This window comes from Psychrobacter sp. Marseille-P5312 (genome assembly GCF_900291405.1).
GTDB classification, from domain to species: domain Bacteria; phylum Pseudomonadota; class Gammaproteobacteria; order Pseudomonadales; family Moraxellaceae; genus Psychrobacter; species Psychrobacter celer.
Genome location: NZ_OLML01000001.1, coordinates 1,821,527 through 1,843,254, shown reverse-complemented (window position 1 = coordinate 1,843,254; position 21,728 = coordinate 1,821,527). Strand labels below are relative to the sequence as shown.

The window sequence follows — 21,728 nt, the reverse complement described above, 5'->3', positions numbered from 1 at the left end:
GGCTTTATAGGCGAGACGCCTGATGGGCGCGCTGACCTTCCATGGCCAATGCCAACACCGCCATACGAATCGCAATACCATTATTCACCTGCTTTAAGATGACCGACTGAGCGCCATCAGCCACGCTTGAGGCAATCTCTACCCCGCGGTTCATCGGCCCTGGGTGCATGACGAGGGCATCAGGCTTGGCCAATGCCACCCGCTCTGGGGTGATGCCATAATGTTTGTAGTACTCGCTAGATGATGCCAGTAGCGGCGAGCCAATACGCTCATTTTGAATTCTCAAGCCCATGATGACATCACAATCGCTGACGCACGCATTCATGTCTTCATAGACCTTGACACCATACCGTTCAATACCTTTTGGCAGTAAGGTACGCGGTGCGCAGACACGAATGTCTTTTACGCCTAAGGTCTGCAGCGCACTGATGTCCGAGCGAGCTACCCGAGAGTGTTTGATATCACCAATAATGGCTACTGATAGCGCCTCAAACGGCCGCGGTGCTTCGCGGTGAATCGTCAGCATATCGAGCATACCTTGAGTCGGATGCGCATGCCAGCCATCCCCACCATTGATGATAGCAATATCAGGCGTCACCTCTGTCGCCATAAAGTGCGCTGCACCCGAGGCCGAATGGCGCACCACAAAGATATCTGCCGTCATGGCTTGCAGATTCCACAAGGTATCGCGTAGGCTCTCGCCTTTTTTGGTACTAGAGCGTTCGATATCGATATTGAGCACATTGGCACCAAGACGTTTTTCGGCCACTTCAAAGGTCGTACGGGTACGCGTCGATGGTTCAAAAAATAAGTTCATCACCGTATAGCCGTCAAGCTCAGGACGGTTAATCAATTGCCCATTTTCATCAAAAAAAGTCTCTGCTTTGGCGATGATTGCTTGCAGCTGAGCCTTATTGAGTCCCTCTACGCCCAAAAAGTGACGAATACGATTGTCTGCATTGAGCTGCGGACGACTCAATGAGCTATTGAGCCTTTGATGAATGGTATTGGGGTCAAACTTGGCATAATCAGTGGGTGAGACCGACTGCGTTAAGGAACTATCGATAGAGTTTGGCATAAGGACACGTCTTTATTGTGAGTTGATATGAGGTTATATAAAGGACTGTATAAGATACGACCATAATACACAGCCCGTCAGTCTTTATTGGTTTTTATTCGATCATTTGGTGCTGGCATGGGCAGACACGGGGACTTTTTAGCGCTTATTTGCTACAATTTACCCTAATGACACAAGCGTCTTATCGGTGAGATATCTTGTCGCCTTCAGGACGCCGCCGAGTCAAACCATAAATCATTAACAATGCACATAGTGTAGCTGATTTTATGGTCAGGACAAAGACGCGCTATCAGCTATTTCAAAATTTGCTTAGCCGTTGAGCCATGGCCACGACATCTTTTTATCATGATCCGTTTTTTATTTTATCTCTTCATATAACTTATCAGGAAGCCTTATGAGCACCTTAGCAAATTATCTAGACGCGCATGCTAAAGACCCTGCGCTTAGCGACGTAATCACCACCGTGACGGAGGTGGGCAAGACCATCTCTGGGCTGCTCAAAAAAGGCGCGCTCGCCGATATCTTGGGCGAAGCGGGCAATCAAAACGTCCAAGGCGAAGAGCAAAAAAAGCTAGACGTGCTGGCCAATGACTTACTGCTAGACGCCTTAGCAAAAAACACTCACTGCGCAGGCGTCGCCTCAGAAGAGTTAGATGATACCACCCCTGCCAATGCAAATGGCAGCCTATTGGTGTTGTTTGACCCGCTCGACGGCTCATCAAACATCGACATCAACATGGCGGTTGGCACCATTTTTTCTATCTTACCGTATGAGCGTCAAGGGCAGAACAGCGAAAACAGTGACTTTTTGCAAGCGGGCAATAAGCAGCTGGCAGCCGGTTACTTGCTATATGGCACCTCTACGGTGCTGGCACTGACCATCGCTGATAATGTGGTTATGTTTAGCCTAGACCCAGACAGTGGCGACTATATTCTTATCAATGACCATGTGCAAATCGCCGCCGATACCAGCGAATATGCTATTAATAGCTCAAACTATCGCTACTGGCTGGCGCCGATGCAGCAATATATCGATGAGCTTATCGCGGGCAAGACGGGCGTTCGCGGCCGTGATTTTAATACGCGCTGGGTCGCTGCAATGGTCGGCGATGTTCATCGCATTTTATGCCGCGGTGGTCTCTTTACTTATCCGTTCGACACCAAATACCCTAACAAGGCAGGTAAGCTGCGTTTGATGTATGAAGCCAATCCGATGAGTTTGCTGATTGAGCGGGCAGGCGGCGCGGCGACAGATGCCATCAACCGTATTTTGGATATCGAGCCGACTGACATTCACCAGCGTGTGCCGGTGGTATTAGGCAGCAAAAACGAAGTCAACTATGTCAAAGACTTGCACGTACAGCACGCTCACTCATAAGCTTCACCCATCGGTTTATCGCAATCAGGATAACGCTTGTTTTGTTTAATCGCACCTTATCCTGATTGCTTCACTTATATTTTTCTCTAAGCGATCTATTATGGTAGCAAATCCCACCGAGCTGATTACCTCAGATAAGAATAATACCGTCAAGCTGGTCAAAGGTTTGTTGACGCAAGCCCGCCAGCGCAAAAAACACAGCCAGACCGTACTCGAAGGCGTACATCTGATTGATGCTGCATTGCGTAGTGATTATCCGTTTGCCCAAATCCTGCTGGCTGAATCAGCGCATACGCATCCTGAGGTTGGGCAACTATTGACACGCCTACCAAGTCATACGCCGATCATAACGCTATCAGACTCGCTGTACGAGAGTATTCGTAGTCTTGGTACGGGTATCGACATCATGGCGCTGATTACCATACCCACGCCCAGCTTACCGATGCTTGCAGAGGATTGTTTGATCCTCAATGACGTACAAGACAGTGGCAATGTGGGCACCTTGCTACGCACAGCAGCAGCGGTTGGTATCCCTCATGTTTTATGTACCAGCGCGACGGCGCAGGCTTGGTCGCCTAAGACCTTGCGAGCAGGTATGGGCGCACAGTTTGCCCTACATATCTATGAAGGCTTGAGTATTCAAGACATTTTAGATCATGTACAAGCGCCGTTATTTGCCACCAGCTCCCACACTGATACGCTTATTTATCAGCACGATTTGACCCAGCCTATCGCTTGGATTATGGGTCATGAGGGTCAAGGGGTGTCTGCCGAGCTGATGCAATGCGCCACGCCCATTGCCCTACCACAGCCCAATGGTCAAGAAAGCCTCAACGTCGCCATCGCAGGCTCACTATGCCTATATGAGACATTACGTCAACGAAAATACGCTACCCTTTAGCCCACCTGTCTTTGTGCTAAAACGCGTGCCTCAGCTTTCGAGATACGCATAAAAAGGACTGATAACGCAGTGGGTTATCGGTCCTTTTTCGTTGAAGTCACAAAACCGAAAAACCTTTATGATGCCACTCAGCCCTGTGCTTTTTTAAAGCCTTCTGCATAGCTGTTCGGTGCATTGAAATTGGTAAAGCTGATACTAATGGACTTATCCAATCCTTTCACGCAGTGCCACCATCCAATCGGAATAAACAACGCATCGCCTGCCGCAATCGTCACCTCAACAGGCGTGACATGCTGCATTAGCGAGTGAGTTTTTAGATTCACATTAGGAAAATCCACTTCACTATAGACATGCAAATCGTTGTACATCCATGGCACTTGCCACGCTGGAATCAAGGTGACTTTTTTGCGGCCATAGATTTGCACCAGCATGTTATTGGTCAAATCATGGTGTAACGGCGTAAAGGTACCTTTTGGTCCCATCCAAAAATACGTGCTAAAGGCTGGATCATCAGCGAAAAGCTGGCGATAGCCGTCTCCAAAATCCCCAATATCGGCAAATGCAGACTTGATGGCATCGACATTTTGCTGTGTATTGTTGGCAGTCATATAATAATTGTTGCTTTCGCCATCATTTTCTATCATATCGACAAACTCAGACATGCGCATCGATTTGCGGTATTTATCAGAATGGCGTTCAAACAACGCATCACTTTCACGGTCAAACTGTACTTGAATCTCAGCCGTGCCCAAGACCTCAGCAAAGTATTGTGGGCTTCATTTTTTGAGCGCTGGCCAATGCTCGATGCCGTTTTGGAGCACGACGGGTTTGTGCTTGCTGTAGTAGTTTTTAATAAACTCCTCAAAAGCCGGCGTATCGATGACATCAAGCTGCTGATTATAGCCAGGATCTAACCGCGCGAGGTGGTCACAAGTCGCAAGTAGCCATTCACGTTTTTTGAGGGTCTGAGCGGTTTTTGCCGCTGCTCGTAGATAAGGGCTTTTGCTCGCGGTTTGTATCTCTAGCGCAATCTCAGCGCTGCTAAACCCTTGTTGCGCCAGCGTCTTAACTATGCCCGCCTTACTCGTTCCTGCAAGCAAATTGCTAGCGACCCACTCTTTCCAATTATTTGGCAGCTTGCGTATGGTCTGCTTGCTCTCATTCGCTGCCAGCTCTGGCTCGTCGCTTAACGCAGCTTTGATCTGAGCATCAGAAAAGCGATGGTTTTTTAGGGTGTCGATGATGGCATCTGTTTGTACGCCGCGCATGATATTGGTCATTACCCACTCTTGCCACTCTTGGGGCAAAGCTGTTGCCGTATTTAGTGCTGCACTCATTGGTATCTTCTAATCCTTTAGATTACTCGTACCTTGATTGATGCTTTGGTTTTATAAAGCCTTTGATTTATGAAACCATTGATAGACAGCGTCATCACTGCTATCGTTACCTCTCAGCCGTATAACATAGCATGTTATCAGCCAATCATCACGACATTATCGTCTTTTGCAGTTGTGATAAAACACTCATAAAAAAGCCTCCGATCCAAGAAACCGAAGGCCTTTAACTTACCATTAACTATGTATAAGCACAGACAAGTGCTTAGTCATATAAGCTTAGATTTTGCTGGTTAGCTCAGGAAGCGCTTCAAACAAATCTGCTTCTAAGAAGTAATCAGCAACGCTAGCGATTGGCGCTTCTGGGTCATTGTTGATCGCCACGATGACTTTAGAGTCTTTCATACCGGCCAAATGCTGAATTGCACCTGAAATACCAGCTGCGATATATAGCTGCGGCGCAACGATCTTACCGGTTTGACCGACCTGCATATCGTTTGGTACATAGCCTGCATCCACAGCGGCACGTGATGCGCCAACCGCAGCGCCTAGCTTGTCAGCTAATGGCTCGATGTATTTGGTGAAGTTCTCACCGTTTGCCAATGCACGGCCACCAGAGACAACGATACTCGCTGACGTCAGCTCAGGACGGTCAGATTGCGCCATCTCTTCATTGACAAAGCTTGCTTTGCCCGTCTCTTGCACACTGTCAATAGTCTCAACCGTCGCCGAGCCGCCTTCAGCAGCTACTGGATCGAACGCTGTGGTACGAACCGTAACGACCACTTTATCTTCTGATGTTTTCACGGTAGCGGTCGCGTTACCAGCATAGATAGGACGCTCAAAGGTTTGCGCATCTACGACTGCTGAGATTTCAGAGAGCATGCTCACATCTAGCAATGCGGCCACACGTGGCATAAAGTTTTTGCCAGTGGTGGTCGCTGCAGCAACGATATGGCTATAATCGCCGGCCACATCAGCAACCAATAGAGCCACATTACCTGCTAATTGGTGCTCATATGCTGCGTTGTCTGCCAGTAATACTTTGGTCACGCCTTCAGCTTTTGCTGCTTCATCAGCGACTGCTTGCGCGCCGCTACCTGCGACCAATACATGAACGTCATCGCCCATTTGTTTTGCTGCTGCGATGGTGTTTAAAGTTGCCTTTTTTAGACTGGCATTGTCATGTTCTGCATATACCAAAATTGCCATTGTTTTAATCCTTTATTTGTTCGTATCATCGATTAATGAAGGGGTTTGTGTACAACGTGGTCTATATGGCCCTATGACTTGTCTTTATAGACGCAGCTTTATAGACGTAGCCTTGTACACAATGTGCCGCCGCGAAGTATCCAGTCATTGAGACATTAGATTACTTTTGCTTCATTTTTTAGCTTATCGACCAACTCATCAACAGAGCCCACTGTGATACCAGCTTTGCGTTCAGCAGGTGGTACGACTTTGATAATCTCTTGCTTAGATGCCATATCTACACCAAAATCAGCTGGCGTTTTTTCATCAAGCGGTTTTTTCTTCGCTTTCATGATGTTTGGCAATTTGGCATAACGTGGCTCATTCAAACGCAAGTCAGTGGTGATGACTGCTGGCAAATCAAGCGCAACCGTCTGCAAGCCGCCATCGATTTCGCGAGTGACGTTTACTTTATCGCCTTCGACTTTTACTTCTGATGCAAAGGTGCCCTGACCGATACCCATCAATGCCGCCAGCATCTGACCTGTTTGGTTGTTGTCATCATCGATCGCTTGTTTACCCAAAAGAATAATATCGGTGCTTTCGCTTTCGGCGATATTTTTTAGGATTTTAGCGACTTGTAGAGGGTATGGCTTGTCGTCAGTCAATACTAAAACACCACGATCTGCACCCAGTGCCAAGGCCGCACGAATCTGCTCTTGTGACTCTTTAGGACCAATAGAGGCAACAATAATCTCGTCAATGACGCCAGCTTCTTTTAGACGAACTGCTTCTTCTACTGCAATCTCGTCAAAAGGGTTGATTGACATCTTGGTGTTTGATAAATCAACGCCAGAGTTATCAGCTTTTACACGAACTTTTACGTTGTAATCAATGACACGCTTGACCGCTACTAATGCTTTCATACGTTCCTCGTTTATTAATGTTATGAATTAAAAAATTGCCAGTTAAGAACCAAAGGTTCATGGTTATTCAAACTGTCGTTCAAAATACTACTCAAGGTTTATACTGCGTCAATAGATAGTAGTTAATTAAGAGAGATGAAACAATACCAAAACGCATATTTGTCGCATATTTCTTATTAATAAAATCCACTAAGGCTAAGCCCGCCGCTATTATCAGACCTACGTATCTTGCGTGAGCACAGGCCCAAGGTCAAGACAACGCCGTGAATAATGCGTCATAAATTTGTCACCATTCTATAATAAATAGTTTATAAACGCACAATCCCCCTGATGTCCTCTTCCTTTTTTGACCTCAAGCTTTATTCTTCACTCCGTTATAGCATTGCTAGCATACAGCTTGCTTAAGGCTTTGTTATGACTTCTTACCCTACCAGTGTTTGGCACGCCATTGCTCATCAAAGCAGCCTGAGCTTAGCTTGACTCATGGTGGCTCGGTCTCATCAACAGCTCGCTGTCACGTATGTCATCAAACAACGCCCAGTCAGGCGGGACATCGTTGTTTTTGATGACGCTCATGTCTCCTGTCGTCTCCATAATCACCGCAAACACTTCTGTCTTGGACTTTAGGCCGTTTTTGCGCAGCACTTCTTGTACATCACTGGTGCTTAAATTTGCCTCGGCCAAGTTGTCTGCAAAATACTCGCCGTGAGCCATCAATATAATAGCTTTATTGTCAATCAACGATTTGAGTGGTTTGACCTTACGCCTGATCATAGAAATCAGCCCTTGCATGACAAATAACACCGCCACAGCAAATAGACCCTGCATCAGTGATGGCGAATCAGACAACACCGTAGAGGCTAAAATACTACCGATAGCAACCGTCATGGCAAAGTCGTGGCTAGATAGTTTTGAAAAACTGCGCAGCCCCATCAAGCGAGTAAAGAGCATCAAGCCCACATAAAACCCCGCAGCAGATAAAGATATGCCCACCAGCTGCTGCCAATCGATCGAAAACCATGTCTGCCACTTCATAAATCAACCTTATATCGCTATTCTCAATCAATCCTATATCGCAAATAACCGAAAAACAAACCCCACAAAAAAAGCAACCTGATAAGAGGTTGCTTTTTTTTAAAGTCTAAACAGTATTTTTATTGTTTTTATAAACAAAAAGTTTATGCATATCGTCACTCTAACTGTCATCGAGCGTACTGAACATCAGTGCGCCCAAACAGAAAAGAGATTATAGTGCTTCGATTTGCTCAGCTTGTGGACCTTTTTTGCCCTCACCTAAGATGAACGACACTTTTTGGCCTTCGGCTAGAGTTTTGAAACCGCTACCTTGGATGGCGCTGTAGTGAGCGAATACGTCTTGTCCGCCGTTGTCTTGAGCGATAAAACCAAAACCTTTAGCTTCATTAAACCACTTTACAGTGCCTTCAACTTTATCTGACATAAATTTTCCTAACTCTTTAACTGTTGGCGAGACTGGTGTCGTCACCGATTAATTGATATATACCCAAATGACTTTTGTTGCAGCGGACTGGCAAAAACCACCAAGCTCCTGTTAAATAAAGCAAAGTTATTGCTTTAAATCCTCTGGGTACAAGCCGATTATAACAGCTTTTCCTAACGGCAACAGCTTAAATTGATGATTTTTGTAAATAGTTATGAGGAATAAAAACCAATGATCACCGGCAGTACTGATACAACATAATAATTTGATAACAAAGGAATTATCAATAATAACATCAACTGCTTTCGTTACGATTGACGTTACTTTTACTTGGCCATCCTTTTATTCTTCTAATCATCTTTCTAACGAGATAACTAAATAGCTCCCTACCCCTGCGATATCGGGAGCCATGGCGCACTTAGTACCAATAAACAAAGCGCAAAAAATATCAATGAAAACGACTGGCTATAAGCGATGTATTTGGCCGGAACCACCAGATCCTGCGGTGAGTCTGGAATACCCTTACGTTTGAGCAGGCGTGTGCCATAGACCCAGCCAAAGGTGGTATAGATACCATAGGCCGCTGGGACGGTAATGGCCAGTGGCGTTAGGTCTATGGCATAAAGCATGACGACAGAGACAAAAAACCACGATGTATCCAATAATGAGCTGATCTGAAAAAACTTTGATTTGGGCAGTTTGCCGTCTGTTTTTTTGAGCATCTCCCCTTCTATCCAAATCAAAACTGCTACCACAGCGCTCAGAGTAATGTAAACGAATTGCGGCGTTAGCCAGTCAGGATAAGATATTTGCACAACAGACAACCTGTATTCTAGAAAAAAGAAGCACTTTGCGACAATAAGACAAAGACAAAAAAACACAATACTGATGGCGGCAACCATCAACAAAAAATGCGCGGCAGCTAACTGCTATACGCACCGATTATCATCACTATTAGCCACCATAATTAAGACCGTAATGCCTGCCTATATTGGGTAGCGTTTTTTGTTTTTCAACCCATATCATGTATTCTTAGCCCATACCCACCTACAAAAAACCCACGCTATCTATTGATAACATGGGTTTGTCTCACGCAGCCAGTATAAAGATAGCGCGTATAGCTACTTATAAGTAAGCGTAGGCTTAGTGCTTTGGTTTAGTTTTTGTCTTTATCGATGATCTTGTTACCACCGATCCATGGCATCATAGCACGCAGTTTGGCACCAGTGATTTCGATTTGATGCTCAGCGTTGTTACGGCGACGGGCAGTCATTGATGGGTAGTTGGTCGCGCCTTCAGAGATAAACATTTTCGCGTACTCACCAGACTGGATGCGTTTTAGGGCATTGCGCATGGCTTCACGTGATTGCTCGTTGATGACCTCTGTACCAGTGACGTATTCGCCGTATTCAGCGTTGTTACTGATTGAGTAGTTCATGTCAGCGATACCGCCTTCATACATGAGGTCGACGATAAGCTTTAGCTCATGTAAGCACTCAAAATAGGCCATTTCTGGCGCGTAACCTGCTTCAGTTAGCGTCTCAAAGCCCATTTTGACCAGCTCTACTGCGCCGCCACAAAGCACTGCTTGCTCACCGAATAGATCGGTTTCTGTCTCATCTTTAAACGTCGTCTCGATGATACCCGAGCGGCCACCACCCACGCCTGCTGCATAAGATAGCGCCAACTGCTTGGCTTGACCGGATGCGTCTTGGTAAACTGCGATAAGATCAGGGATACCGCCGCCTTTGGTGAACTCTGAGCGAACAGTATGACCTGGCGCTTTTGGTGCGACCATGATGACATCAAGATCACCGCGCGGCACTACTTGGTTGTAATGAATGGCAAAACCGTGCGCGAAAGCTAAGGTAGCGCCCTCTTTGATGTTGGGTTCGATTACTTCATTATAAAGCTCTTTTTGGAACTCATCAGGCGTCAAAATCATGACAACGTCGGCCGCTTTTACCGCTTCTTCGACTTCAGCGACTTTTAGACCAGCATTTTCAGCTTTTTTCCATGATCCCGAGTTGGCACGTAGGCCCACGGTGACATCGACGTCTGAGTCTTGTAGGTTCAGCGCGTGGGCGTGACCTTGTGAGCCGTAGCCAATGATGGCCACTTTTTTGCCTTGGATAATCGATAGATCACAATCTTTATCATAATAAACGTTCATAAATAGAGTCCTTTTCCTCAATCATGGCGTGCCATGGATAGTAAGCGCTCCTACTTCAACCATTCTCGTAGAGTGTGGGCTAAGATGAGCGCGCTGTTGATAATAAACTACATTGTTTACAGTATTAGTCACTACTGCCGACTAAAGACTTAGGGTTTTTTCTCCACGTGCGATACCGATGACGCCTGAGCGAACCACTTCCATAATCCGCTCGCGGCCAATCACATCGATAAAGCCGTCGAGCTTGGCTTTATCACCGACGATTTGGATGGTATATAGATTGGATGTCACATCCACGATTTGTGCGCGGAAGATATCAGCACTACGCTTAATTTCCTCGCGTACGCTGCCAGTCGCGCGCACTTTGATCAGCATCAGCTCACGCTCGACATGGACATTATCCGTCAGATTCAGTACCTTAACCACTTCGATTAATTTATGCAATTGTTTCGTGATTTGCTCGATTCGCTCAGGTGAGGTAATGGTCGTCACGGTCAGACGCGAGATACTTGGGTCATCAGTGGGCGCGACGTTTAGCGTCTCGATGTTATAGCCACGCTGGGAAAACAAGCCGACCAACCGCGACAACGAACCCGCTTCGTTTTCCATCAATACCGAAATCAGATGTTGTTGTTGCATTAGGTGCGCTCCCCTTTTGTTAACCACATATCACGCATGGATTGACCCGCGATTTGCATTGGATATACATGCTCATGACGATCGACATAAACATCGATAAATACCAGTCTGTCTTTGATTGCCATGGCTTCGGCCAACTGAGCCTCCATCGTCGCAGGATCGGTGATTTTGATACCGACGTGACCATAGCTCTCTGCCAACTTCACAAAATCTGGTAGTGAATTCATATAAGACTGTGCGTGACGGCCTTCATACAGCATGTCTTGCCACTGCTTAACCATACCCAGCTGAGCATTGTTTAGGTTTAATATTTTGACAGGTAGATTGTATTGCAAGCAAGTCGATAGCTCTTGGATATTCATCTGAATAGAGCCTTCACCAGTGATGCACACCACATCGCGCTCAGGCCTTGCAAGCTTGGCCGCCATTGCATAAGGCAGTCCTACACCCATGGTGCCAAGACCACCTGAGTTTAGCCATTGACGCGGCTCATCATAGGTGTAATACAAAGCGGCAAACATCTGATGCTGACCGACGTCACTGGTGATAATGGCTTTGCCATCTGTCACTTTGCACAGTGCTTGGACGACGCTTTGCGGCTTGATACCTTCATCGGTACTGGTATCGTAGCGCAAGCCATGACGCGTACGCCACTCGTTGATTTGTGACCACCAATCTTGCAAGGCGTGCTGCTCAAGCTCTTTGTCATCACCGATGATACCTAGCATATCTGTCAAGACCGCCTTGACATCCCCGACGATTGGAATATGGGCATTGATCGTCTTAGAAATGGAAGCCGGATCGATATCGATATGGATAATCGTCGCATTTGGACAGAATTTTTTGACGTTATTGGTCACGCGGTCATCGAAGCGTGCGCCAATTGCCAAGATGACATCCGCGTGGTGCATGGTCATGTTGGCCTCATAAGTGCCATGCATACCTAGCATACCTAAGAACTGACGATCGGAGCCTGGGAAGGTGCCAAGCCCCATCAAGGTATTGGTCACAGGTAAGTTTAAACGATGAGCAAGATCGGTCAGCTCTGCGTGGGCCTTACTCCAAATCACACCGCCGCCAGCATAGACGACAGGGCGCTGCGCTGATAATAGGGTCTCAACCGCTTTTTTGATTTGACCGCTATGGCCTTTTTGTGATGGCTGATACGAGCGCAAGAATACCTCAGCAGGATACTCGTAAGCGTACTTTTCACTAGGAGCCGTCATGTCTTTTGGCACATCGATAACCACAGGACCTGGGCGTCCAGACTGGGCGATATAAAAGGCTTTTTTGACGATCATCGGGATTTCGCTGGCATGGCGCACCTGAAAGCTGTGCTTGACGATAGGGCGTGATACCCCAACCATATCTGTTTCTTGGAAAGCGTCTTCACCAATCAAGCTGCTTGGCACCTGACCTGAAATCACCACCATCGGAACTGAATCCATAAAGGCGGTTGCGATGGCCGTCACCGTGTTGGTCGCACCAGGGCCTGAGGTGGCGAGCACCACCCCTGTCTTGCCTGTCACGCGTGAATAGGCATCTGCCATATGACCTGCGGCCTGCTCATGACGTACCAAAATATGCTCAATGGCGTCTTGTTGAAACAAAGCATCATAAATATGAAGTACCGCGCCACCTGGGTAACCAAAAATATAGTCAACCCCTTCATCGGTCAGCGATTGCACCAACATCTCAGCACCAGATAGCATCACTGGCTGCGCACTACCCTCTGCAAGACGTTGCTGTTTTTCTTCGAAGTTTTTTGCGGCATTACCCGTCTGGGTATGTCCGGTCATATTCGGACTTTGCGTGGTTTGCGTCACTGTCATCACCTTTTTTTGCGGCGAGAATTGCGGTGTTTTATAATAAAAACCATTACCGACTGGTGTGATTTTTAGCACCATAAAACAAGCGCCAACTCTTATCCATATCAAGAATGTGTGCCCACCATACGTAAGTCATACTGTTTGGACACAGCATCAGACTCAAATACAGCAAGGTATTGAGGTCAGTTTGTGACAGGAAGTTATCGATGTACGATGACAAGATACGAGTGCATCTATAAAAGAATCTTATTATTGAAGGGGATTACCAAGCAGCTGTTCTCAAAACCTTTGTTTTAAAAACCGTTGTTTTCAAAACTTAGCATCTGTCAGACTAACGAATGCAAAGGCGTTGACACAATATACATAAATCATCATAAACAAATCAGATAGCACTCATGGTTAGTGGCGGATAACAAGGTCGTTAAGTCCTATAACCGACTATTGATTTCGTATTATCACTACATATCAAGCCGTTTTTGAGACAAACGTAAGCATAACACTTAGTAGGGTTCAAATAACAAGTTTATCTTAGTCATTGTAGACAGATAAGTCCGGAGACAATGTATTTTGTGATTTGTGATGGTCTTCCTGACCACCCTTACAACACACATCATCACAAAGAAAACAAAACCGTGCAAGCTACCGATAAGTAACCTGTGGTCCTTGTCCTCAAGTGCCACGGCAATATCATAAAAGCCGCTCACTGACCAATCAACTGTCCTTATATTCGATGGTTTATCAGCTATTGTCAAGAAAAACTTATATCCCCTATCCCTAACTATTGGTTATTAAATAATATACATTGATAAGAATTATTTGATAGAATCAAACTTCGGTACATTTTTAGTATCATCCAAATACTAAAGTGTTATATTTATACCAATATTTTTATTTTGCCGCTTAAGAGGAACTCTGCTATGGCATATGCGTTTTCACAATATACTGCTACCAAACTCCTTGTCAGTGCGAGTATGGCAGGTATGCTAATGCTGTCGATGAGCGCCAGTCATGCTATTCAAGTGTATAAGTCTATCGGCGCGCATGGTGAGGTAAAATATAGCCAACATGCACCGCAAAATGGCAAAAATGTCGAGTTGATTGAGTTTCGCAGCGATGGACGGCAAAACAACGCAGGAGAAATGGCCGGAAAAACAGATGCCAGTCAAAGTAGCAATGCTCAGACCGCCGAGCAGCAACGCGTGGCACAGCTAGAGGCTCGCATCAAAGAGCAAGAGGCACAAGCCAATGCACAGCGTTGTCAGTCACTACGTAATAACTTGACCAACCTCAATGTCGGTGGCCGTATCTATGAAATGGATGCCAATGGCAAACGTCAATATTTGGATGGCCGAGAGATTGAGCTAAAACGTGAACGGGTGCAGCAAGCAATCGATCAATATTGTGGTAACTCTGCAGCCTTATAAACTGACGCTCTGGGCATTGCGGTTCGCCGCTTATGCCAGTGGATTGGGGCGTGCCTTCAGCTCTCGCCCATTTAGATGACTATCGACTCAATTGAGGACACGCCCTACCTATAGCGTTATCGGTCTTATTGTTGATCTTACTACCAGCTGTCATCACTGACGGTAAGTTCCTGCATGACATGACGAATGGCCACCGGCATATCTTGCGCCTGTAGCCCTCGTTGACCAATCAATAACGCCGTTTTATCGGTTTGGCTGATCAACATATCGCCTGCCATACCGTGTAGAAGCACTGCTTGCTGTAGACCGCGCGACTCTCTTATCAAGTCCTTTTGCGCCAGCAGTCCAGCGATCAGACCAGATAGGACATCGCCCATGCCTGCTGTCGCCATGCCTGCATTGCCTGCCGCACAGACATAAATCTGTGCCTGCTGCTCTCTTTGCTCTAGCACCAATGACCCTGCCCCCTTTAATACCCAATCACCACCATAATCTGTCGCACACTGTCTAATAGCAGCCAATCTGTCACTCTCTACTTGACTGACTTCCATACCTAATAGCTTTGCGGCTTCACCACTGTGCGGTGTTAGGCAGACTGAGTGATGGGCGCTATGCTGTTGCAAGGCGGCGATAAGCGGGTGACGCTCCTTATGCAAATCCGCCAGATGATACAGGCCATCAGCGTCGATGACGATTGGTTTTTTTTCTGTAATGGCAGCTTTTAGATAGCAGACAAATAATTTTTTGGCCTTATCATCACGTCCCAAGCCCATACCGATAGCGATGACGCTGGCTCCCTTAAGCAATTGCCTTACCCCATCAGCATCATGTAAGTTTATCGTCATGGCATCAGGCAGTGAGGTCAGCAAGGCTGCATGAAAAGCTTCATGACATGCCACAGTGATCTTACCTGCTCCCGTTGCCATGGCACTAGAAGCTGATAGTATCGCCGCACCGCCCATCCCTTGCGAGCCATCCACACGGTTGCCACCGATGATGAGCACATGGCCATAGCTGCCTTTATAGCTGTTTTGCTGGCGAGGGGTTAGAGCGTACGCACTTGTGACCAGCTCTGCTACCGGTTTAAGAGCGTTATCCTCCAGCGCATAAGGTATCAGCGCGATGTCGACGACTTGGCCACTATAATCCATACCGTCTTTGGTATGCAGACCAAACTTACGCGCCACCAAGCACAGAGTCATATCTGCCTGTATCGCGGCACCAGCAAACACCTCACCTGTCGCCGCGACCAAACCACTAGGAATGTCCACCGCAATCACAAACGGCTTATAGCATCTGGCCAATTGGTTAAACCAATAAATAGCGCTTTGGTAGATGCCTGCTGGCGCACGGTCCAACCCAATGCCAAAGATTGCATCGATATAGACATCAGCATCCGCTGCATAACCACTCGCTTGCCATGTACTCGCATCAGCATCGATATCAGAGCTAGCGTCCCACTCAGCGCACATCTCTTCAAAGCGCTGATAACGACACCCCTTTGCCAATGCTATTTGTTTTGCGCTTTCGGCATCAGAGATAGATGTCGCACTATTTATATCAGTATCCTGTATTTTAGAGCTATCTGTCTCAAGATCGTCTTTACTAAAACCAACTGTCACGACCTGTACCTGCCAGCCCATGCGCTGTAGATAATGCGCAAGGAGCCAGCCATCACCGCCATTATTGCCCTTACCTACCCAGATACTTGCCCGCTGCTGATACCTATGGCGACGGGCAGGTGTACCGTTAATAGAGGCCGTCGCGCATTTTTGTTCATGTGCCTTTTGTATATACTGCGCCATCTGCCACGCTGCTTGCTGCATAAGCCCAAAGCTATCATGCCCTTGTGCAAACCAAGCCTGCTCCATGGCATAGACCTGATCACTGTTATACAGTGCCGTGGTCTCATTGGGCATTATTGACGCTAATGCTGCTAAATGACAATCTGGTTTCATATTTGCTCCTTTATTCATTTTTATGCTTGCACTCCATACTCACTGCCTTATCATAGCGATACTTCTTTGATTTTTATTATTCTTTATGTCTACTCTCTCAAAATCCGACTTACCCGACACCTCTAACGGCCAGACAGCGGCTGCGACGCCTGCTCACCTATCGCAGGTACCTAGCAAAAAAATCGACATCAAAAGTGACTCACCATTCACAAGTGCCGAGGATGTCAAGCGGTGGATTAAGTCTCAAGCACAGACGTTGGGGTTTGGGGACTGTGGTTTTCTCTCCGTGCATCATCCGTTATTTGCTCAGCAGATGACGCAGCTACAGCAGTGGCTGGCAAAAGGCTATGAAGGACAGCTGCAGTTTATGCACAATAATCACCATCTGCGCGCTCACCCCGATCAACTGGTAGAAGGTGCCAAAACCATTATTAGTGTGCGTATGGATTATTTGACGCAAACGCCTACGCCGCGGACAGTCGCTGATAACGATTTTCCCAATCAAGGCATCATAGCGCGTTATGCACGAGGGCGCGACTATCATAAAACCATGCGCAGTCGTCTAAAGCAATTGGCATTACAAATCGAAGCCATGCTTCCTGAATGGCAACACCTGAATATCGGCTCGGCGCAAGAGTTTGTTTTTCGGCCATTTAGTGACTCAGCCCCCATCTTTGAGCGGCCAATCGCAGATGCCGCTGGTCTTGGCTGGACAGGCAAACATACTTTGCTACTCAACAAACAAGCAGGCTCTTTTTTTGTACTAGGAGAGCTGTTCATCAGTCTCGAGCTACCAGACGACGCTCCTGTCAAGTCGCATTGCGGCAGTTGTAGCGCTTGTATTGATGTCTGCCCCACTCAGGCCATTGTCGCGCCTTATGAGCTAAACGCCTCTGCTTGTATCTCTTATTTGACCATCGAACATGATGGTATCATTGATGAAAAATATCGCCGCGCCATTGGCAATCGCGTCTTTGGCTGTGATGACTGCCAGCTCATCTGTCCGTGGAACCGTTATGCCAATATTACAACTGTCGAAGACTTTGCACCGCGGCACAGTCTTGACAACAGCAGTTTGCTTGAGCTGTGGCAATGGCAAGAAGCGGATTTTATGCAAAAAACTCAAGGCAGCCCGCTTAGACGCACAGGCTACGTTAATTTTTTACGCAATATCGCGATTGCACTTGGCAATGCCAACGGCAGTCAAGAGGTCATTACCCAGTTGCAGGCTAAGCTGCAGACCCATAACGCCATGCTAGACGAGCATATACATTGGGCAATCGCTGAACAACAACAAAAGCTCAGCGATACTGATGCTTAATATCCTGTCTCATCACAGCTGCTTATGGTTAGTCACTTCTTATGGCGAGTCGCTGCTTAGTCAGGTAACGTTAACCAGTGATGTCGACAACCTCTTACCCAAGAAAAAGCGCCTCTTATATAAGAGGCGCTTTTTCTTGAATGAGCAATCTTTTTAATACAGTAATCTCAGGCTTATCTGCCTATTGTATTAAGCTATCACGTTAAGGTTTTGGAATACGTAAGACTTGGCCTGGGTAAATTTTGTCTGGGTCAGATAACATGGGCTTATTGGCCTCAAAAATCTTCATGTAATCCCCAGATGAGCCATACACTTCTTTGGCAATCTTCGATAAGCTATCGCCAGATTTTACCGTATACATGGTTGATTCTGGAGCATCTTCTTCGATATCGATATTATCGATGACTTTTGCTACATTTTGCACGTTACCGATGGCGATAATGGCTTTTTCGCGGTCTGCTTGTGTTTTGGCATTACCGCTGATTTCTGCAGTATCTGTCGTACCATTATATTTGATCTTTAGATTGCTGATATTCAGATTTTGCTGCTGAATACGGCGAAGCAAAATATTGGCTACTGACTGGGCAGAAGGCTCAGTGCTCTGTACTGGGGTGTTGGCATCTGCTTTGGTCTCTGATTTGGCGTCATGTTTGGCATCATCACGGTTAAAGATTTTTTCGCCGATGTCTTTTGCAAAACTAAAAATACCCATCTAACTACTCCTTGAACTATTGTTATTTGTTATGCATCGTTATTGTTGTAGATAATGTCTCACTATCAGTGATGTCAGTCATCTTCCTCGTATATAAACGTTAATACGATGACTTCATATGCAATTAATTCATACACAGCATCAAGCCATATACAACGATGTCTGCATCACGTAGACATTTTGAGTATAACAAAAACGCTTCATTTAAATAGTAAGAGTATGTTGAGTAATGTTAATTTCATAAAGTATATGTTAATACTTTGAGATTGTTAAACACTCAAATGTACCATTGAAGTCCATATATGAAATGCGACAAGCACAAAAAAACCGCCAACCCATAGGGCAAGCGGCTTTTTAGACTGGCTGAGCCAATCAGATGACTACAGCATTATAGCTGGGCTTGTACGTAATCGATTGCTTTTTGAACCGTCGTCAACTCTGCAGAGTCTTCGTCAGGGATAGTGATACCAAAATCACTTTCAAATGACATTACCAATTCAACCAAATCTAGTGAATCTGCACCTAGATCTTCCATGAATGAGGCGTCGTTGTTGATGTCTTCAACGTTCATACCCAATTGCTCAGCCACAGCTGATTTAACTCTTAGCTCGGTATCGTTGCTCATGTAGATTGCTCCTTTATCATCTATTATTTTTAATAAACTGCTATAGCGTGCAGTCTACACTCTATAGCAGGGTATATAAAATGGGATTTGCCAGATCAGCGACATCGCCGTCTGAGTACTCTATGACACCTGATACAGTCTGTCTAATGTCTACTAAAGTCCTGTCATGATACAGTGCTTTGACATAAAAGTGTCCGTCATTATAACACCCTTTATTATAGTTTACACTCGTTCACACAGTTTTTTATTATTTCTATGTAACACTTGTGGGTCACTTTACATATACATCCCGCCATTGACTGGAATGACCGCGCCAGTTATATAGCTGGCCTCATCGCTGGCTAGGAAGTGTACAGCAGCAGCGATATCTTCTGGCTGACCCAAACGGCTGATAGGGACAGCGTCTAGCATCGAGTTGAGCAAACGCTCGTCCAACTCGTCCGTCATGTCCGTTTCGATCAGACCTGGTGCGACGCAGTTGATGGTCACCTGTCTTGAGCCAATCTCGCGCGCCAGCGTCCGACTAAAGCCTTCGACACCCGCTTTGGTAGCAGCATAGTTGGACTGACCTGCATTACCCATCTGCGCCACCACAGAGGTGATATTGATGATACGTCCACGGCGTGCTTTCATCATGCCGCGTACCGCACGTTTGCTCATACGATAGACTGAGGTTAAGTTGGTATCGACGACGTTTTCCCAATCCTCGTCTTTCATACGCATTAGCAACCCGTCTTGGGTGATACCTGCATTGTTGACCAATACTTGTACGGCACCGTAGACGCTTTCAATCTCTTCAAATAACTTTTCGATTTGCGCGGTATCACGGACGTCTAATACGCGGCCGATACCACCGGTATCGTGTAGATACTCATCAATCAGCTCAGCGCCCTTTTCGGTGGTCGCCGTGCCAATCACAAAGTGTCCTTCTTTTGCAAACCGCTTGGCGACAGCTTTACCGATACCACGACTGGCACCAGTGACTAGGGTAATTGTGCGGCTCATAATAACACCTCCATTAACTTATCTAGACGAGCAGGCTTATCTGTAGGATAGCTGGTAATCGGCTGTGCTTGGCGCTTGGCCAAGTTGCTGAGTACGTTGCCACTGCCGCATTCGATTAATACATTGATTTGTTTATCAGCCAGCTCTTGCATGGTCTGTGACCACAAGACCGGTTGGCTTAGTTGCTCAGTCAGTGCTTGTTTGATGCCAGCGACACTGGTTTCAACGCGCGCATGGCGATTTTGAATCACAGAAATGGTGGCTTGATCAAACTTGATACCTGCCAATATCTCGGCTAGGGCGTCACTTGCAGGTGCCATCAATGCGCAGTGAGACGGTACACTGACCTTCAAAGGTATGGATTTTTTGCCCGTATTTTGTACTTTATCGATAACGGCATTCACCCCAGCTGCGTTGCCCGAAATGACCACTTGCCCTGGACTGTTAAAGTTAGCAGCGCCCACGATGGCATCATCGACATGCTCGGTCGCTTGCTCACAGAGGTTTTCGACTCGGTGATCCTCTAACCCCAACACAGCTGCCATAGCGGTATCTACACCGACCACAGCCTCTTGCATCAACTGGCCGCGTTTATGCACCAAGGTGACGGCATCGGCAAGTGAGATCACTTCAGCGGCGCAAAGGGCGCTGTACTCACCTAACGAGTGACCCGCTAGGTAGCAAGGCGCCGTGGTGATTTTTTGTTGTAAGATACGCCAAATTGCTATACTTGCTGTCAGTAGCGCAGGCTGCGTATATTGGGTTTGATTGAGCTTTTCTTCGTCTTGACAGATTGCCCATAAGTCCTCGCCAAGCGCGTCGCTGGCTTCGGTAAAGGTTTCACGAATCTCTGGGTAGATGTCAGCAAGCTCGCTAGTCATCCCGACTACTTGCGATCCTTGTCCAGGAAAAATCACCGCCATACGAGTCGGCTGCTTTTTTACCATATCGGGTACAGAGGCCATAACCAATATTCCTTATTTAATTGGAAATATCCCTAAATCAATGGGGGTTATTATATTATTAAATACTGTATAAAGCCGTTGATTTGACGTTTGGTCTAAAAAACGGAACATTCGTAAACTATACACTGACACACGCTATTATCATAGTAGGTGGTGCGGCAAAGCTGAGCAAAACCCTGACTTAATGGATGGTAGCTGCATCGGTGCTTGTCTACAAAAGAGAGTAACATCATACGCTTTTTAGACAAAAAGTCTAAAAAACGATAGCAAAAAGCCAAGTTATCCAGCCACATAATTTATGATAGCGAAATAACTTGGCTTTTTTTTGGCTTAAAGCGAATTGCTTCATAACAGCGACACAAAAATAATGATAGTCACCTGTACTATCATTATTTTGTATTGACCATTATAGAACCAACGACTTAAGCGTCTTGACTGACCTTAAATAACTGACGGCCACGGTAGAAACCATCTTTGGTCATGTGATGACGACGATGTTTTTCACCAGTGGTAGCATCTACGCTTAGCTCAGCCACTTCCATACGATGGTGTGAACGGCGCATGTCACGACGAGAACGGCTTTTACGACTTTTTTGAACAGCCATGATATAGCTCCTATACTTAAAGGGATAAGCTTAAAATTCAGCTTTAGTCGATACTGACAGAGGCTATATAATCACAACAACCTAAGTCTTAAGCATCATTGGTTAAATAGATTGCCACCTACATAAAGTGCTGACTACGTCTAAAATCGATAGAAAATTTGCCCAGTCAGCTTCTATCAGCAAGCAACTTGTTGCTAGAATGCAA

The 21,728-nt window shown here is 46.2% G+C and carries 20 protein-coding genes and 1 pseudogene; 4 read left to right on the top strand and 17 right to left on the bottom strand.

The features are described 5' to 3' along the window. Positions 1-4 precede the first annotated feature (4 nt). The gene (locus C6W44_RS07995) at positions 5-1,078 is read right to left on the bottom strand and encodes an aspartate carbamoyltransferase catalytic subunit (protein WP_105244928.1); all 1,074 of its coding nucleotides are present in this window, start codon (positions 1,076-1,078) and stop codon (positions 5-7) included. Between the two features lie 394 nt (positions 1,079-1,472). Here C6W44_RS07995 and C6W44_RS07990 point away from each other — a divergent pair, with 394 nt between their 5' ends. Next, positions 1,473-2,456 (top strand): class 1 fructose-bisphosphatase, encoded by a 984-nt coding sequence (locus tag C6W44_RS07990; RefSeq protein ID WP_105244927.1) that lies wholly within the window; start codon positions 1,473-1,475, stop codon positions 2,454-2,456. Between the two features lie 100 nt (positions 2,457-2,556). After that, on the top strand, positions 2,557-3,357 hold the full coding sequence (locus tag C6W44_RS07985; protein ID WP_105244926.1) for a TrmH family RNA methyltransferase: 801 nt from the start codon (positions 2,557-2,559) through the stop codon (positions 3,355-3,357). A 128-nt stretch (positions 3,358-3,485) separates the two neighbouring features. Here C6W44_RS07985 and C6W44_RS07980 read toward each other — a convergent pair. The 10 genes and pseudogenes from C6W44_RS07980 to C6W44_RS07935 form a co-directional block, all read right to left on the bottom strand. After that, a pseudogene (locus tag C6W44_RS07980) lies at positions 3,486-4,112 on the bottom strand (cupin-like domain-containing protein); the annotation flags it as partial. 21 nt (positions 4,113-4,133) lie between these two features. Next, positions 4,134-4,694: a hypothetical protein gene (locus C6W44_RS07975; protein WP_105244924.1), complete on the bottom strand. Its 561-nt coding sequence runs from the start codon at positions 4,692-4,694 to the stop codon at positions 4,134-4,136. Between the two features lie 276 nt (positions 4,695-4,970). After that, complete coding sequence (locus tag C6W44_RS07970) at positions 4,971-5,903, bottom strand: electron transfer flavoprotein subunit alpha/FixB family protein (RefSeq protein ID WP_105244923.1); 933 nt, start codon at positions 5,901-5,903, stop codon at positions 4,971-4,973. A gap of 155 nt (positions 5,904-6,058) precedes the next feature. Then, entirely contained in the window at positions 6,059-6,808 is a 750-nt protein-coding gene (locus C6W44_RS07965) for an electron transfer flavoprotein subunit beta/FixA family protein (protein ID WP_075102301.1), read from the bottom strand. A gap of 471 nt (positions 6,809-7,279) precedes the next feature. After that, positions 7,280-7,843 carry a DUF421 domain-containing protein gene (locus tag C6W44_RS07960; RefSeq protein WP_105244922.1) on the bottom strand — a complete coding sequence of 188 codons (564 nt, stop codon included), beginning with the start codon at positions 7,841-7,843 and terminating at the stop codon, positions 7,280-7,282. Positions 7,844-8,054: 211 nt separating this feature from the next. Beyond that, positions 8,055-8,267 carry a cold-shock protein gene (locus tag C6W44_RS07955; RefSeq protein ID WP_071003179.1) on the bottom strand — a complete coding sequence of 71 codons (213 nt, stop codon included), beginning with the start codon at positions 8,265-8,267 and terminating at the stop codon, positions 8,055-8,057. A gap of 386 nt (positions 8,268-8,653) precedes the next feature. After that, the gene (locus tag C6W44_RS07950; RefSeq protein WP_075102299.1) at positions 8,654-9,082 is read right to left on the bottom strand and encodes a hypothetical protein; all 429 of its coding nucleotides are present in this window, start codon (positions 9,080-9,082) and stop codon (positions 8,654-8,656) included. A gap of 341 nt (positions 9,083-9,423) precedes the next feature. Next, a complete protein-coding gene (gene ilvC / locus C6W44_RS07945) occupies positions 9,424-10,440 on the bottom strand; it encodes a ketol-acid reductoisomerase (RefSeq protein WP_105244921.1) in 1,017 nt (338 codons plus the stop codon). A gap of 141 nt (positions 10,441-10,581) precedes the next feature. After that, positions 10,582-11,079 carry an acetolactate synthase small subunit gene (gene ilvN / locus C6W44_RS07940; RefSeq protein WP_075102296.1) on the bottom strand — a complete coding sequence of 166 codons (498 nt, stop codon included), beginning with the start codon at positions 11,077-11,079 and terminating at the stop codon, positions 10,582-10,584. Next, a complete protein-coding gene (locus C6W44_RS07935) occupies positions 11,079-12,791 on the bottom strand; it encodes an acetolactate synthase 3 large subunit (protein ID WP_199774512.1) in 1,713 nt (570 codons plus the stop codon). Before C6W44_RS07935 ends, ilvN begins: the two co-directional genes overlap by 1 nt. Positions 12,792-13,825: 1,034 nt before the next feature. Between C6W44_RS07935 and C6W44_RS07930 the strand changes: the two genes are divergently transcribed. Further along, positions 13,826-14,332, top strand: coding sequence for a DUF4124 domain-containing protein (locus C6W44_RS07930; protein ID WP_105244920.1), 507 nt, complete (start codon positions 13,826-13,828; stop codon positions 14,330-14,332). A gap of 140 nt (positions 14,333-14,472) precedes the next feature. On the opposite strand, the gene C6W44_RS07925 is transcribed toward C6W44_RS07930, so the two are convergent. Then, on the bottom strand, positions 14,473-16,290 hold the full coding sequence (locus C6W44_RS07925; RefSeq protein ID WP_227526389.1) for an NAD(P)H-hydrate dehydratase: 1,818 nt from the start codon (positions 16,288-16,290) through the stop codon (positions 14,473-14,475). A gap of 85 nt (positions 16,291-16,375) precedes the next feature. On the opposite strand from C6W44_RS07925, the gene queG reads away from it, so the two are divergent. Beyond that, a complete protein-coding gene (gene queG, locus C6W44_RS07920; RefSeq protein WP_105244918.1) occupies positions 16,376-17,611 on the top strand; it encodes a tRNA epoxyqueuosine(34) reductase QueG in 1,236 nt (411 codons plus the stop codon). Between the two features lie 202 nt (positions 17,612-17,813). Here the strand turns inward: queG and lysM are convergent, their stop codons facing one another. From lysM to rpmF, 5 genes are all read right to left on the bottom strand, one after another. Then, on the bottom strand, positions 17,814-18,323 hold the full coding sequence (lysM, locus tag C6W44_RS07915; RefSeq protein ID WP_105244917.1) for a peptidoglycan-binding protein LysM: 510 nt from the start codon (positions 18,321-18,323) through the stop codon (positions 17,814-17,816). Between the two features lie 388 nt (positions 18,324-18,711). Then, complete coding sequence (gene acpP, locus C6W44_RS07910) at positions 18,712-18,948, bottom strand: acyl carrier protein (RefSeq protein WP_068034635.1); 237 nt, start codon at positions 18,946-18,948, stop codon at positions 18,712-18,714. Between the two features lie 276 nt (positions 18,949-19,224). Further along, positions 19,225-19,953 carry a 3-oxoacyl-ACP reductase FabG gene (fabG, locus tag C6W44_RS07905; RefSeq protein WP_075102292.1) on the bottom strand — a complete coding sequence of 243 codons (729 nt, stop codon included), beginning with the start codon at positions 19,951-19,953 and terminating at the stop codon, positions 19,225-19,227. Continuing rightward, positions 19,950-20,918, bottom strand: coding sequence for an ACP S-malonyltransferase (fabD, locus tag C6W44_RS07900; RefSeq protein ID WP_105244916.1), 969 nt, complete (start codon positions 20,916-20,918; stop codon positions 19,950-19,952). Before fabD ends, fabG begins: the two co-directional genes overlap by 4 nt. A 422-nt stretch (positions 20,919-21,340) precedes the next feature. Continuing rightward, on the bottom strand, positions 21,341-21,523 hold the full coding sequence (gene rpmF, locus C6W44_RS07895) for a 50S ribosomal protein L32 (protein WP_010196743.1): 183 nt from the start codon (positions 21,521-21,523) through the stop codon (positions 21,341-21,343). Positions 21,524-21,728 lie beyond the last annotated feature (205 nt).

Excerpts from the sequence above, each read along its gene's own strand:
- C6W44_RS07995 (WP_105244928.1), bottom strand. The coding sequence starts at position 1,078 with ATGCCAAACTCTATCGATAGTTCCTTAACGCAGTCGGTCTCACCCACT.
- C6W44_RS07990 (WP_105244927.1), top strand. The coding sequence starts at position 1,473 with ATGAGCACCTTAGCAAATTATCTAGACGCGCATGCTAAAGACCCTGCG.
- C6W44_RS07985 (WP_105244926.1), top strand. The coding sequence starts at position 2,557 with ATGGTAGCAAATCCCACCGAGCTGATTACCTCAGATAAGAATAATACC.
- C6W44_RS07975 (WP_105244924.1), bottom strand. The coding sequence starts at position 4,694 with ATGAGTGCAGCACTAAATACGGCAACAGCTTTGCCCCAAGAGTGGCAA.
- C6W44_RS07970 (WP_105244923.1), bottom strand. The coding sequence starts at position 5,903 with ATGGCAATTTTGGTATATGCAGAACATGACAATGCCAGTCTAAAAAAG.
- C6W44_RS07965 (WP_075102301.1), bottom strand. The coding sequence starts at position 6,808 with ATGAAAGCATTAGTAGCGGTCAAGCGTGTCATTGATTACAACGTAAAA.
- C6W44_RS07960 (WP_105244922.1), bottom strand. The coding sequence starts at position 7,843 with ATGAAGTGGCAGACATGGTTTTCGATCGATTGGCAGCAGCTGGTGGGC.
- C6W44_RS07955 (WP_071003179.1), bottom strand. The coding sequence starts at position 8,267 with ATGTCAGATAAAGTTGAAGGCACTGTAAAGTGGTTTAATGAAGCTAAA.
- ilvC (WP_105244921.1), bottom strand. The coding sequence starts at position 10,440 with ATGAACGTTTATTATGATAAAGATTGTGATCTATCGATTATCCAAGGC.
- ilvN (WP_075102296.1), bottom strand. The coding sequence starts at position 11,079 with ATGCAACAACAACATCTGATTTCGGTATTGATGGAAAACGAAGCGGGT.
- C6W44_RS07935 (WP_199774512.1), bottom strand. The coding sequence starts at position 12,791 with ATGCTATCTGGTGCTGAGATGTTGGTGCAATCGCTGACCGATGAAGGG.
- C6W44_RS07930 (WP_105244920.1), top strand. The coding sequence starts at position 13,826 with ATGGCATATGCGTTTTCACAATATACTGCTACCAAACTCCTTGTCAGT.
- C6W44_RS07925 (WP_227526389.1), bottom strand. The coding sequence starts at position 16,290 with ATGAAACCAGATTGTCATTTAGCAGCATTAGCGTCAATAATGCCCAAT.
- queG (WP_105244918.1), top strand. The coding sequence starts at position 16,376 with ATGTCTACTCTCTCAAAATCCGACTTACCCGACACCTCTAACGGCCAG.
- lysM (WP_105244917.1), bottom strand. The coding sequence starts at position 18,323 with ATGGGTATTTTTAGTTTTGCAAAAGACATCGGCGAAAAAATCTTTAAC.
- acpP (WP_068034635.1), bottom strand. The coding sequence starts at position 18,948 with ATGAGCAACGATACCGAGCTAAGAGTTAAATCAGCTGTGGCTGAGCAA.
- fabG (WP_075102292.1), bottom strand. The coding sequence starts at position 19,953 with ATGAGCCGCACAATTACCCTAGTCACTGGTGCCAGTCGTGGTATCGGT.
- fabD (WP_105244916.1), bottom strand. The coding sequence starts at position 20,918 with ATGGCCTCTGTACCCGATATGGTAAAAAAGCAGCCGACTCGTATGGCG.
- rpmF (WP_010196743.1), bottom strand. The coding sequence starts at position 21,523 with ATGGCTGTTCAAAAAAGTCGTAAAAGCCGTTCTCGTCGTGACATGCGC.